The sequence below is a fragment of the Bradyrhizobium valentinum genome (assembly GCF_001440405.1).
Lineage (GTDB): Bacteria > Pseudomonadota > Alphaproteobacteria > Rhizobiales > Xanthobacteraceae > Bradyrhizobium > Bradyrhizobium valentinum.
In genome coordinates, this window is the sequence record NZ_LLXX01000208.1 from 336 (window position 1) to 12,661 (window position 12,326).

Annotated in this window: 10 protein-coding genes; 2 read left to right on the forward strand and 8 right to left on the reverse strand. The window is 62.5% G+C overall.

The features are described from left to right. The 7 genes from CP49_RS36320 to CP49_RS36350 all read right to left on the reverse strand — a co-directional run. Window positions 1–681 (reverse strand): branched-chain amino acid ABC transporter ATP-binding protein (locus tag CP49_RS36320; RefSeq protein WP_057854912.1); only part of this gene is annotated, 681 nt, incomplete at its 3' end. After that, window positions 674–1,408, reverse strand: a complete 735-nt coding sequence (locus CP49_RS36325) for an ABC transporter ATP-binding protein (RefSeq protein WP_057854913.1) — start codon at window positions 1,406–1,408, stop codon at window positions 674–676. The genes CP49_RS36325 and CP49_RS36320, both read right to left, overlap by 8 nt. Then, on the reverse strand, window positions 1,395–2,435 hold the full coding sequence (locus tag CP49_RS36330; protein ID WP_245311055.1) for a branched-chain amino acid ABC transporter permease: 1,041 nt from the start codon (window positions 2,433–2,435) through the stop codon (window positions 1,395–1,397). The genes CP49_RS36325 and CP49_RS36330 overlap by 14 nt, the downstream gene beginning before the upstream one ends. Before the next feature lie 64 nt (window positions 2,436–2,499). Next, a complete protein-coding gene (locus tag CP49_RS36335; RefSeq protein ID WP_057854915.1) occupies window positions 2,500–3,720 on the reverse strand; it encodes a substrate-binding protein in 1,221 nt (406 codons plus the stop codon). Window positions 3,721–3,724: 4 nt separating this feature from the next. Continuing rightward, a complete protein-coding gene (locus CP49_RS36340) occupies window positions 3,725–4,582 on the reverse strand; it encodes a branched-chain amino acid ABC transporter permease (RefSeq protein ID WP_057854916.1) in 858 nt (285 codons plus the stop codon). 36 nt (window positions 4,583–4,618) lie between these two features. Continuing rightward, the gene (locus CP49_RS36345) at window positions 4,619–6,133 is read right to left on the reverse strand and encodes an amidase (protein WP_057854949.1); all 1,515 of its coding nucleotides are present in this window, start codon (window positions 6,131–6,133) and stop codon (window positions 4,619–4,621) included. 148 nt (window positions 6,134–6,281) lie between these two features. Next, window positions 6,282–7,466, reverse strand: a complete 1,185-nt coding sequence (locus CP49_RS36350) for a substrate-binding domain-containing protein (protein ID WP_057854917.1) — start codon at window positions 7,464–7,466, stop codon at window positions 6,282–6,284. A 178-nt stretch (window positions 7,467–7,644) separates the two neighbouring features. On the opposite strand from CP49_RS36350, the gene CP49_RS36355 reads away from it, so the two are divergent. Further along, the gene (locus tag CP49_RS36355; RefSeq protein ID WP_057854950.1) at window positions 7,645–8,088 is read left to right on the forward strand and encodes a MarR family winged helix-turn-helix transcriptional regulator; all 444 of its coding nucleotides are present in this window, start codon (window positions 7,645–7,647) and stop codon (window positions 8,086–8,088) included. Between the two features lie 90 nt (window positions 8,089–8,178). On the opposite strand, the gene secA is transcribed toward CP49_RS36355, so the two are convergent. Beyond that, window positions 8,179–11,016 carry a preprotein translocase subunit SecA gene (gene secA / locus CP49_RS36360; RefSeq protein ID WP_057854918.1) on the reverse strand — a complete coding sequence of 946 codons (2,838 nt, stop codon included), beginning with the start codon at window positions 11,014–11,016 and terminating at the stop codon, window positions 8,179–8,181. 349 nt (window positions 11,017–11,365) lie between these two features. On the opposite strand from secA, the gene CP49_RS36365 reads away from it, so the two are divergent. Then, the gene (locus tag CP49_RS36365) at window positions 11,366–12,286 is read left to right on the forward strand and encodes a peptidylprolyl isomerase (RefSeq protein WP_057854919.1); all 921 of its coding nucleotides are present in this window, start codon (window positions 11,366–11,368) and stop codon (window positions 12,284–12,286) included. Window positions 12,287–12,326: the final 40 nt, after the last annotated feature.

The following is a 12,326-nucleotide window of genomic DNA, read 5'->3' on the forward strand; positions in this document are numbered from 1 at the left end:
CAGTTCCGGATCGTTCCGCACCTCGGCTGCAGCGCCTTGCAACGCCACCCGGCCGCGATCCAGCACATAGGCGTAGTCGGCTACGCGCAAGGCGAGGTCGAGATGCTGCTCGACAATGACGACCGCGATCTGCTTGGCCAGTTCAATCAGCCGCTCGGTGATCTCCTCGATCACGCCGATCCACACGCCTTCGGTCGGCTCGTCGAGCAACAGCAATTTGGGATCGCCCAGCATCGCACGCCCGATCGCCAGCATCTTGCGTTCGCCGCCCGACAGCGTGCCCGCCGGCTGCTCGAGCCGCTGCCCGAGTTTCGGGAAGATGGCAAGAACCCGATCAACCGCCGCCGGATCGGTATTGAACAGCGAACCGACCGCGAGATTGTCGCGCACCGACAGACGGGCGAACACCGAATGTTCCTGCGGCACATAGCCGATGCCCGAACGAACCCGCTCCTCGGTACGGCGCCGGGTGATGTCACGGCCGTCGAAAAACAATTCGCCCTTCGAGCTCGCAAGCTCGCCGACGATCGTCTTCATCAGTGTGGTCTTGCCGGCTCCGTTACGGCCGAGCACCGCGACGCCGCCGCGCCAGGGGATGCCGATGTTGACATCGAACAGCACCTGGCTGCGGCCATAACCGGCATCGAGATGCCGTATGTCGAGAAATGTTGGTTCAGGCACGACGCAGATAAATCTCCTGGACGCTCTTGTTGGCCTGGATCTCGGCGACCGTTCCGCACGCAAGCACATGCCCCTGATCGAGCACGGTCAGGCGATCGCAGATATCGCGGATGAAATCCAGGTCGTGCTCGACGATCACAAGCGAGCAGTGCTGTTTGATCGGCTGCAGGAGTTCGCCAGTGACGCGGCGCTCCTCCAGGCTCATGCCGCCGGTCGGCTCGTCCAGCAGCAGTAACCGCGGCTTGCCGGCGAGCGCCATGGCGATTTCCAGCCATTGCTGCTGCCCATGCGACAGCGCCGACGCGGCGTCATGCGCGCGATCGGCGAGGCGAAACTGGCTCAGCATCATCATCACCTGATCGTGCAGCACACCGCGCGTGCGCGAGAACACCAGATCCAACAGCGACGACTGCGCCTGCAGGGCCAGCAGGATGTTGTCGTAGAGCGTCAACGTCGGCAGTACGCTGGTGATCTGGAACTTCAGGCTCATCCCGGCCCGGGCGCGCTCGGTCGGCGGCAGAGCGGTGATGTCACGGTTCACGAAGCTGATCTTGCCCTGGGTCGGCACTTCCGCGCCGGCGATGCATTTCATCAGCGTGCTCTTTCCGGAGCCGTTCGGCCCGATCAGCCCGTGAAACTCGTTCTCCTCCACCGTCATCGCCGCGCCATCGAGCGCGGTGAGCTTGCCGAACACCTTGACGATACCGGCGGCCTCAAGGAGCGGCATTGCGCTTCTCCTCCGGCCTGGCCCCGAAACTGCCGACGCGCTCGCGTTCGCCGAGCACGAAACTGATCAGCCCGAGCGGACGGAACAGAATCACCAGCAACAGCAGCACGCCGAGAATGATCGGCCAGATTTCGCGATAATTGTCCGAGAGCCAGAAGCTGACGCCCTCGATGATGACGGCGCCGATCACCGCGCCGATCAATGTACCCGATCCGCCAAACAGAACGTAGAGCACCACCTGGGTGGAGATCACCACGCCGACCAGATTGGGCCAGACGAACCCCTCGTGAAATGCGTAGAGGCTGCCGGCAAGGCCTGCGACGGTGCCACCGACGGCGAACACGATCGCCTTCAGGTGTTGCACCTTGTAGCCGAAGAAGGCGATGCGCTGCTCGTTCTCGCGAAGTCCGGCCAACGCCAAGCCGAATTGCGAACGCACCAGAAAGCGGCACAACAGATAGACGACGGCGAGAATGCCAAGCGCCAGATAGTAGTAGACCGGTCCCTCGGTGATGTCGTAGCTGCCGAGCGACATCGACGGAATCGAGGGGATGCCGTTCTGTCCGCCGAGATAGTACCAGCCCCGCGCCAGACGGTCGGCGGCATAGGACCCGGTCAGGGTGCCGAGCGCAACGAAGATCACGCTGGAGCGATGCCGGCCGAGCAGCAGAAAGCCACCGAGCAGAAGCGAGGCGGCAAGCCCGATCAGAGTTCCCGCAGGCAACACCAGAAAGATCGAGGTGATGCCGAGGTCGCGCGCCATCAATGCAACGCCATAGCCGGCCGAGCCAAAAAACAGGGCCTGGCCAAAGCTCATGATGCCGGCATATCCCCACACCAGATCGAACGAGAGCGCGAACAATGCGAGGATGATGACACGGGTGGCGAACACGGTGAGATAATCCTGCAGGAACAAAGGCAGGACCAGCGCTGCGATCAGCACCAGCCCTTCGACGATCGGCAGCACTTTTAGTCGCGCGACTACCTGCCGCGCCGGCGATGCGCCATCAAATCTGTTCTCAGCCATCGAAACTTCCGGCCCTTCGCCCAGCTTCACGCGAAGGGCCTGCTTTACCGCGCCCATCGATCACTCAGCATTCCTTGGGATCGACGAGCCCATCGCTGCGTCCCACGATCTCGTAATTGCCGCCCTTGGCGACGGCGGTGTACATCTTCATCTTGCAGTGCCGCTTGCCCGGCACCATCTCGGCCGGTCCGCCCGGGCCCTCCGCGATCTTGGCATGATCGAGCGCCGCTGCCACCGCATCACGGTCGATCTTGCCGGCCTCCTTGACCGCCGCTTCCCACAGCTTAAGCCCGCGATAGGTGCCGGTCGCCGCGCTGCCGGCGGCGAACAGGAAATTGCCCGGGAAATCCTTCTCGTAGGCAGCCTGGATCTTGGCGCTGACCGGATCCTCCTTGGTGAGCGCCTTGAAGTAGTCGAGGCAGCTCGCAAGGCCCTCGATCTCGCTGGCCTGATTGATGTTGAGCGTGTTCTCGTCGTAGTAGACGCAGGCGAGCCGCCCGCCATTCTTCAGGAAGCCGGCCTCGTAGAGCTGTTTGAAGAACGGACCGACGCCCGGCGGGATCACCGTGTTGAAGACGACGTCGACCTTGTTGGAGATGATGCGGTTCACGGTAGCCGAGAAATCGACCTGGTCGAGCGGGTAGTACTCTTCGAACACGACCTCGCCCCCGTTGGATTCGATCACCTTGCGGGCATAGACATTGAGCGTGTGCGGCCAGACATAGTTGGCGCTCGGCAGCGCGAACTTCTTGCCGCCGTTCTTGATCAGCCAGGGAATGAACTCATCGCATTGCTGCGCCGGGGTCGGTCCGGTGCAGAACAGGTTGGGCGTGCACTCCTTGCCCTCGTAGAGCTGCGGATAGATGTAGAGTGTCTTGCCGCGCGCCACGATCGGATCCTTGATCGCGTTGCGCATCGAAGATGTGATGCCGCCGAGCACCATGTCGACCTTGTCGCGCTGGATCAGCTTGCGGACATTGCCGACAGCGACCGATTCGTTGGAAGCGGTGTCCTCGATATAGAGCTCGAGCGGCCGGCCGAGCAGGCCGCCGGCATCGTTGATTTGCTTGATGACCATCCTGGCGACATTGGCGTCGGCGTTGCCGGCGTAGGCGATCGGGCCGGTCAGGTCGGTGGCGATGCCGATCTTGATCGCACCTTCGGCGGCGTTGGCCCAGTCGGGCCTCACCACCCAACTGCCGACGCCGGTTGCGATCGCTCCGCTCGCAAAGGCGAAATTGCTGAGAAAACGACGGCGTGTGAGACTCATTCGATCCGCGAACATGTGACTAAACCCCTCTCCCCGATATGAGACCTTGCGGCCGGAATTTGATGAAGGCGATGGCCAGTACGAACACGAGCACATCGGCGACCACCGGCGACATGACCCAGGGCAGCGCGGCGCTGAGCGTTCCAATCAGGCCGGCGCCGGCCACCGGTCCAATGAAGGATCCGACTCCGCCGACCATGACCGCGACGAAGCCCTGGATCAGGAAGCGGATGCCGAGATCGGCGAACAGGCTGAAGACGGGCACGATCAGCGCGCCAGCAAGTCCGGCCAGCGCAGCGCCGAACGCAAAGGTGGTACCGTAGATCAGGGGCGTCGAGATACCCGACGCCCGCGCCAGCGCCGGATTCTCCAGCGTGGCGCGCACGCGCAGACCGAAGCTGGTCCGCGACAGCAGGAGATAGCACCCCGCCATCACCAGCAGCGTGATCACGATGATGGTGAAGCGCCAGGCCGAGATGTGCATGTTGCCGAGATCGATCGATCCGCCGATCGGCTCCGGCACGGTCAGATAGAAGCCGCCGATCAGGCCGCGCACGCTCTCGCGGATGATCAGCCCGAGCGCGTAGGTGCCGAGCATCGCCACGATCGGCGCGGCATAGAAACGGCGAATGATCAATGCTTCGAGCACGAAGCCGAGCCCACCGACGATGAAGGGGGCGGCGACCATGCCGGCCCAGATCGGAACCCCGCGGCTGAAGGCCAGATAGGTGATGTAGGCGCCGAGTAAAACGAACTCGCCCTGCGCGAAGTTGAAGATCCCCATCATGCTGGCGATGATTCCGAGCCCCAGCACGACCAGTACGATGATCGCGCCAAAGCTCAGGATCTCGAACGCCGCGACGAAGGTGCTAGCCATGCCCTGCCATCCGATCGGCCTGCAACGAATGCCCCCTCACATCTTTTTCCAGTCGCCGATCTGCTCGAAGGCGTGGGCCGCGCGATAGATCGTCGTTTCCTCGAACATCCGGCCGACCAGCATCAGCCCGACGGGCAGGCCGTCGACCATGCCGCAAGGCAGCGACATTGCGGGGTGATGGGTGATGTCGAACGGCGCCGTGTTCGCGATCATCTCCAGCGCTCGGGCGACATAGTCTTCACGGCTCGCATTGGCCGGCGGCAGCGGCGTCGCCTTCATCGGCGTCGTCGGCAGCAGCAGGAGATCATAGTCCTTGAACGCCTTGTCATAGGCGGCGGTCAGCCTCCGCGAGATGTTGAGCGCCTTGCCGTAGTAGCGCGGGCCGAAATTGTTGTTGATGTAGGTGCCGAGCAGCAGGAACAGCTTGGTGGTTTCCGACAGCGAGTCGGCCTGCCGCCGCCAGCCGCGGTGGAAATCCATCAGCGAAGTCGAGTAGAGATCCGCCCGGCTGAGGCCGTAGCCGTCGCCATACATCATGGTCTGGGTCATGCCCTCGGTGCCGATCGGCGTCCAGATCGCGGGCCCGGTCAGGTGCATCGGAACCGAGACCTGCTCAACGGTGGCGCCGAGATCGCGGAAGCGTATCGCCGCCTCGCGTACGCTCTCATTGACCGCAGCCTCCGCATTCGGCTGTTCGAAGCCTTCCTTCAGAATGCCGATCTTCATCCCCTTGACGCCGGCGCCAAGCGCCTTGGTGTACTCATCGACCTTCGGCGCCTTGATGCGCGGATCGTAACCGTCGTCGCCGGCGATCACCTCGAGCAGCAGCGCGTTGTCGGCCACCGTCGCCGTCATCGGCCCGGTGTGGTCGACGAAGATCTCGATCGGCATGATGCCGGTATAGGGCACAAGCCCCCAGGTCGGCTTCATCCCGTAGGTGCCGCAAAACGAGGACGGCATGCGGATCGAGCCGCCCTGGTCGCCGCCGATCGCCATGTCGACCTCGCCTAGCGCGACGACGACGCCGGAGCCTGACGACGAACCGCCGGCCGAATAGCCCATCTTGTGCGGATTGTGCACGGCCCCCACCGCACCGGTGTGGCTGCCGCCAGACATGCAAAAGGATTCGCAGTGCACCTTGCCGGCGATCTCGGCGCCCGCGTCCAGCATGCGGGTGACGATGGTGGCGTCGAAATCGGGCACATAGCCTTCCAGCGTAGCCGATCCGTTCATCATCGGCACGCCGGCCAGCATGATGTTGTCCTTCAGCGCAACCGTCTTGCCCTTGAGCTTGCCGGCCGCCGCCCCTTTCACCGTCGACTTGCGGTACCAGGCGTTGCGCGGATTTTCTTCCGGCGAGGGCCGATGGCCCGGCGTGCGCGGGTATTTCACCTGCGGCACCTCGTCCGGCATTGCGGCTACGAGATTGTAGGCATCGATCGAGCCCTGCATCAGGCCGCGGAACGAGGCTACATCTTCCTCGGTCAGCGAGAGGCCGCATTGCTCCGCGACCGCACGAAGTTGGGTTGGGGTTGGTAGGACGACTGACACGACGCTCTCCTGAAGCTTTGAGTTCCCGGCGCGGTGCCGCTGCCCGCCTTGCGGCGCGCCGGCTCCCACTTTGGTATTCAAAACGGAAATATTTTCCTTTTCAAGTATTATTTCGAAGTTCGGCGCCGACAGGCCGTGCATTGTTTTTCTAGATCGTCTTGATCACCTTGAAGTCGAGGCCACTGGCCTCGGCAAGATACATCGGCATCTCGGCACGGCCACCGCGGATGGTGATGGGGCCTCGGGCGCCCGCATACACCACATTACGCGCGGCCGCGAGCAACGGCCCCATCGACAACGATCCGGCTCGGTTGGCTGCCGCTTCGAGGAAGCGCAACCCCTCATAGTTGGATTGGCTGACGGATCCGATCGGCGGCGCGTGCGGACCGAACATCGCCCGATAGCGGGAGAGGAATTCGTCGTTGGCGCGCGAGCCGACGCAATTGAAGTAGCCGGATGCGCAGAACAGGTTCTCGGTATTCTCGGCCCCGATGCCGAGCAGGACTGTCTCGTCCATCGCGCCGGCGAAGCGCAGCGTGGTGGCGGCGAGGCCACATTGGGCGAAGGCGCGATTGAACGTGATGCTGTCCGTGCCGATCAGCGAAATCAGCACCGCATCGGGCTTTGCGGCACGAATGCGCGCCAGATGCGCCTCGTGGTTGTCTTCCCCGACCGGAACGAACTCTTCGCCGACGACCTGCCCGCCCGCTTCGGCGATGTATCGCTTGACCGCGCGATGCGACTGCCATGGCCACACATAATCGCTGCCGATCAGATACCAGCGCGACGCCTTCTTGACGTCGGACAGCCAATGGATAGACGGCCGGCTCTGCCAACGCGGCGTCTCGCCGATCGCCATCACGCCCGGCGTGCGCTCGCCACCCTCGTAGACGGGGGTATAGATATAGGGAATGCGGTTGCGAGTGACCTTGCGCAGTGCGACACGGACCGCGCTGATGTGCGAACCCATGATCAGGTCGACTTCGTCGAAGGCCAGAGCGCGTTCAGCGCGGCGCACCACCTCCTCGATTGGCCCACCGGAATCGTAGACCGACAGCTCAATCTCGCGTCCGAGAATGCCGCCGCGTTTATTAATCTCGGAGATCGCCAGCAGGACGCTATTGGTGGCGCTCGGGCCCCAGATTCCAGGCGACCCCGAGAAGGTAAGAAAATTGCCCACCCGCAGCTTGCTGTGGGCGCCTCGGCGCCTCGATGATCCGGGCTTGATCGTGGACAGGTCGAGATCGTCCGTCGCCGACGACAGGTTTCGAAACAACAGCGCAGGCGGAATCGCAGAACCGCCGGGAGCCGGGAAGTTTACCGTCGAGCGCACGCCAACTCCTGTCTGTCACCAGACCAAAACGCACCCAGCGGGCGGCCGCGGCATCCGCCCTTCCTCGTTGGAGAAATATCTTATTGGAAAATATTGAATATTCAACAATTGAAGTGCATATAGAAACGGCACCCGTTGCCGGACATTCATTCAATTGGATCAAGACGAAGTCTCAGCCGTGGCCAAACCGCCAAAAGCGAACTCCCCCATCACCGAACACCTCGCTTATTTGCTTGCGCAAGCCAACCGGGAGATCAACCGGCAGTTGGAGATGCGACTGAGCAAGGAAGGCGTACCTGTCGAGCAGTGGCGCATCCTTAAAGTTCTGTCCGATGGCAACGGCCATTCCATGGGCGAACTCGCGGACGCCGTGCTGCTCAACCATCCGACGCTGACCAAGATGGTCGACCGCATGGTATCGGACGCGCTGGTCTACCGTGTTCAGGATCCCAAGGACCGCCGCAAAGTCCTGATGTTCGTGTCCGACCGCGGCAAGGCGCTGAGCAAACGGCTGAACTCGCTGGCGGTGAGCCAGGAGGAGCACATCGTCGAGAACTACGGCGACAAATCGACCAACGAGCTCAAGCGGCTCCTGGAAAGCCTGATCGACAGCTCGAACTGAGCTACACGTTTTCGCGGTAGGGTTCCGGTTTACGCCGGGCGATACTGGAATTGGCGGCGCCGGCGGAACAGTCGCCGCCCGCGTTGGCGCTCAGCCGTACTTGCCGTGGCAGTGCTTGTACTTCTTGCCGCTTCCGCAGGGACAATCCTCGTTGCGGCCGACCTTGCCCCAGCTTGCGGGGTTTTTCGGATCGCGATCGGCGGCAATGGCCTCGGGCACCAGCGAGACGTTGGCAAAGGCCATCTCGTCTTCGCCGGTATTCGGATCGAACTTGTGCGCTTCCATCGCCGGCAGCACGGGCTGCTGCTCTTCCGGCGGCACGATCTCGACACGCATCAGTTGCGCCGTCACCGCCTCGCGCAGATGCGCGGTCATCGCCTCATACAGCCCGAAGGCTTCCGACTTGTATTCCTGCAACGGATCGCGCTGACCGTAGCCGCGCAGGCCGATCACCTGGCGCAGATGATCGAGCATGATCAGGTGCTCGCGCCAGAGGTGATCCAGCGTCTGCAGCAGGATGGTCTTCTCGACGTAGCGCATCACGTCGGGACCCCATTGCGCGACCTTGGCCGCCATGTGCTCGTCGACGCGCTGCTCGATCCTTGTCAGCAGCTCCTCGTCGGCAATGCCCTCTTCCTTGGCCCATTCGTCGACCGGCAGGTCGACGTCGAGCACGCGCTTCAGTTCTTCCTTGAGGCCCGCGACATCCCACTGCTCGGCATAGGCGTGTTCCGGCACATGCTTGACGACGATGTCGTCGATGAAGTCATGACGCATGTCCGCAACCATTTCGGCCACGCTGTCGCTCTTCATCAGCTCGACGCGCTGGTCGAAGATGACCTTGCGCTGGTCGTTCTGGACGTTGTCGAATTTGAGCAGATTCTTGCGGATATCGAAGTTGCGGGCCTCGACCTTCTGCTGCGCTTTCTCCAGAGCCTTGTTGATCCAGGGATGGATGATGGCCTCGCCCTCTTTCAGGCCGAGCCGCTGCAGCATGGTGTCGAGCCGGTCGGACCCGAAGATCCGCATCAGATCGTCTTCCAGCGACAGGAAGAACTTCGAGCGGCCGGGGTCGCCCTGGCGACCGGAACGGCCGCGGAGCTGGTTGTCGATGCGGCGGGATTCATGCCGCTCCGAGCCCATGATGTAGAGCCCGCCGGGCTTGGTCGCGGTCTTGGCCGGCTTTGAGCCCTTGGCAGGCTCGAGCTCCGCCACTTCCTCGGCTTTCAGCACGATCTCGCGGAAGCGTTCGATGTCGGCCTTGATCTGTTCGATCTTTTTGGCCTTCTCGGCCTCGTCGGTAATGTCAGCGGTCTCCTGCTGGATCCGCATCTCGAGCGAGCCGCCGAGCTTGATGTCGGTACCGCGACCGGCCATGTTGGTCGCGATCGTGATCGCGCCAGGGACGCCGGCTTCGGCAACGATATAGGCTTCCTGCTCGTGGAAGCGTGCGTTCAAGACCGCAAACAGCTTTGCAGGCTTGCCGGCACGCGCCGCGGCGTAGAGCTTCTCCATGCTGGATTGCGAACCGAAATCGATCTGCTTGTAGCCGTGCTTCTTCAGATATTCGGCCAACACTTCCGACTTTTCGATCGAGGCGGTGCCGACCAGCACAGGCTGCAGCCGCTTGTTGGCGCGTTCGATCTCGGCCAGGATCGCGGCATATTTCTCGTTCTGGGTGCGGTAGACTTCATCGTCCTCGTCGAGACGCGCGACCGGCACGTTGGTCGGGATTTCGACGACCTCGAGCTTGTAGATGTCGAACAGTTCGTCGGCTTCGGTCAGCGCCGTACCGGTCATGCCCGCGAGCTTTGCGTACATCCGGAAATAGTTCTGGAACGTGATCGAGGCCAGCGTCTGGTTTTCCGGCTGGACCTGGACGTGCTCCTTGGCTTCCAGCGCCTGGTGCAGGCCTTCGGAATAGCGCCGGCCCTGCATCATGCGGCCGGTGAATTCATCGATGATGATGACTTCGCCGTCGCGGACGATGTAGTCCTTGTCGCGGGTGAACAGCGAATGCGCCCGCAGCGCCTGGTTGATGTGGTGAACGACCGAGACGTTCTCGACGTCGTAGAGCGACTCGCCCTTGAGCTGGCCGGCATCACGCAGCAGCGTCTCGATCTTCTCCATGCCGGCTTCGGTCAGCGTCACCGTGCGCTGCTTCTCGTCGACCTCGTAATCGGTCTTGTCGAGCTGGGGGAAGAAGGTATCGATGGTGTTGTAGAATTCCGAGCGATCGTCGAGCGGACCGGAGATGATCAGCGGCGTGCGCGCCTCGTCGATCAGGATCGAGTCGACTTCGTCGACGATGGCGTAGGAATGGCCGCGCTGGACCATGTCCTCCAGCCGGTACTTCATGTTGTCGCGCAGATAGTCGAAGCCGTATTCGTTGTTGGTCCCGTAGGTGATGTCGCGCGAATAGGCTTCCTTGCGCTCGGCATCGTCGAGGCCGTGCACGATGACGCCGACGGTCAGCCCGAGGAAATTATAGATCTGGCCCATCCATTCGCTATCGCGGCGGGCGAGGTAGTCGTTGACGGTGACGACATGGACGCCCTTGCCGGCCAGCGCGTTGAGATAGACCGCAAGGGTAGCCACCAGCGTCTTGCCTTCGCCGGTCTTCATCTCGGCGATGTCGCCCTCATGCAGCACCATGCCGCCGATCAACTGGACGTCGAAATGGCGCTGGCCGAGGGTGCGCTTGGCGGCCTCGCGCACGGTGGCGAAGGCCGGAACCAGGATATCGTCGAGCGTCTTGCCGTCGGCGAGCTGCTGGCGGAACTCGGCGGTGCGGGCCTTCAGCGCCTCGTCGGAGAGGGCGGCGAGCTCGGGCTCAAGCGCGTTGATGGCGTTGACGCGGGACTGATATCCCTTCACCCGCCGGTCGTTGGCGGAGCCGAAAAACTTGCGGGCGAGCGCGCCGATCATGCCAATTCCTGCCTTTGCCGTTACTTGCGTTGCAAGCCGTGACGTGGTCCACCAAGTTGCCTATCAACTCACCGTGACGCGTCGCGGCAAATACCCCGTTCCGGGGCCACATCCGCCTAATGAGTGGGAATTAAGCAATCCAAGGTTCAACGGCAAAAAGCGCAGTAAAATAAGCGCTATCGCCGCCGTACGATCCGGCACAGATATGGCTGGGTTGGGACCTTGTCAACGTGGGTCCATCTGTCAAGGAATTCATCATTTTGACAGACTTTTCGCGTTGCCAAGGCCGCATGATTGGGCGAGTGTCCCGCCGCCTTTGCCGCCCCCTTCTTCAAGACAAGGATTTTCCATGACCACCTCGTTCCCGGAAACGAAAACCGGCCTACGCTTCGGCGTGGCCTGCTCACGGGGTTCTTTGGCCGTAATGGCCTGCTTGGCCGCGGTTCTGGCCGCCGGCCTGCCGGTTCGCGCCCAGGACAACCCCGTTCTCGCCAAGGTTAACGGTGCGGAGATCCGCCAGAGCGACGTGGCGCTCGCGGAAGAGGAACTCGGCCCCAGCCTCGCGCAAATGGACCCGGCGACCAAGAAGGACAATGTGCTGGCCTTCCTGATTGACCTGAAAATCGTCGCCAAGGCCGCCGAGGACAAGAAGGTCGAGAATTCCGAAGACTTCAAGAAGCGCCTGGCGTTCACGCGCAGCCGCCTTTTGATGGACAACCTGCTGGCCACCGAGGGCAAAGCCGCGACCACCGACGAGGCCATGAAGAAGGTCTATGAGGAGGCCGCCAAGCAGATCACCGGCGAAATGGAAGTCCACGCCCGCCATATCCTGGTCGAGACCGAGGACGAGGCCAAGGCGATCGCGGAAGAGCTGAAGAAGGGCGGCGACTTCGCCGAACTGGCGAAGAAGAAGTCCAAGGACCCCGGCGCCTCCGATGGCGGCGATCTCGGCTTCTTCACCAAGGAACAGATGGTGCCGGAGTTCTCCGCCGTCGCGTTCACGCTCGAACCCGGCAAGATCTCCGATCCCGTCAAGTCGCAGTTCGGCTGGCACCTCATCAAGGTCGAGGAAAAGCGCGCCCGCAAGGCGCCCGACTTCGAGCAGGTCAAGGCCCAGATCGAGACCTATGTGACGCGCAAGGCGCAGGCCGAATACGTCGCCAAGCTGCGCGAAGCCGCCAAGGTCGAGCGCATGGACAAGCCGGCCGAGGCCGCCAAGCCGGATGCCGCCAAGCCCGCGGACTCCAAGATGGCGCCGCCGAAGAAGTAAAAAATCGCTGTCACTTCTTCGAGACCGATAGTATCTACCA

Excerpts from the sequence above, each read along its gene's own strand:
- CP49_RS36325 (WP_057854913.1), bottom strand. The coding sequence starts at position 1,408 with ATGCCGCTCCTTGAGGCCGCCGGTATCGTCAAGGTGTTCGGCAAGCTC.
- CP49_RS36340 (WP_057854916.1), bottom strand. The coding sequence starts at position 4,582 with ATGGCTAGCACCTTCGTCGCGGCGTTCGAGATCCTGAGCTTTGGCGCG.
- CP49_RS36365 (WP_057854919.1), top strand. The coding sequence starts at position 11,366 with ATGACCACCTCGTTCCCGGAAACGAAAACCGGCCTACGCTTCGGCGTG.
- CP49_RS36335 (WP_057854915.1), bottom strand. The coding sequence starts at position 3,720 with ATGTTCGCGGATCGAATGAGTCTCACACGCCGTCGTTTTCTCAGCAAT.
- secA (WP_057854918.1), bottom strand. The coding sequence starts at position 11,016 with ATGATCGGCGCGCTCGCCCGCAAGTTTTTCGGCTCCGCCAACGACCGG.
- CP49_RS36330 (WP_245311055.1), bottom strand. The coding sequence starts at position 2,435 with ATGGCTGAGAACAGATTTGATGGCGCATCGCCGGCGCGGCAGGTAGTC.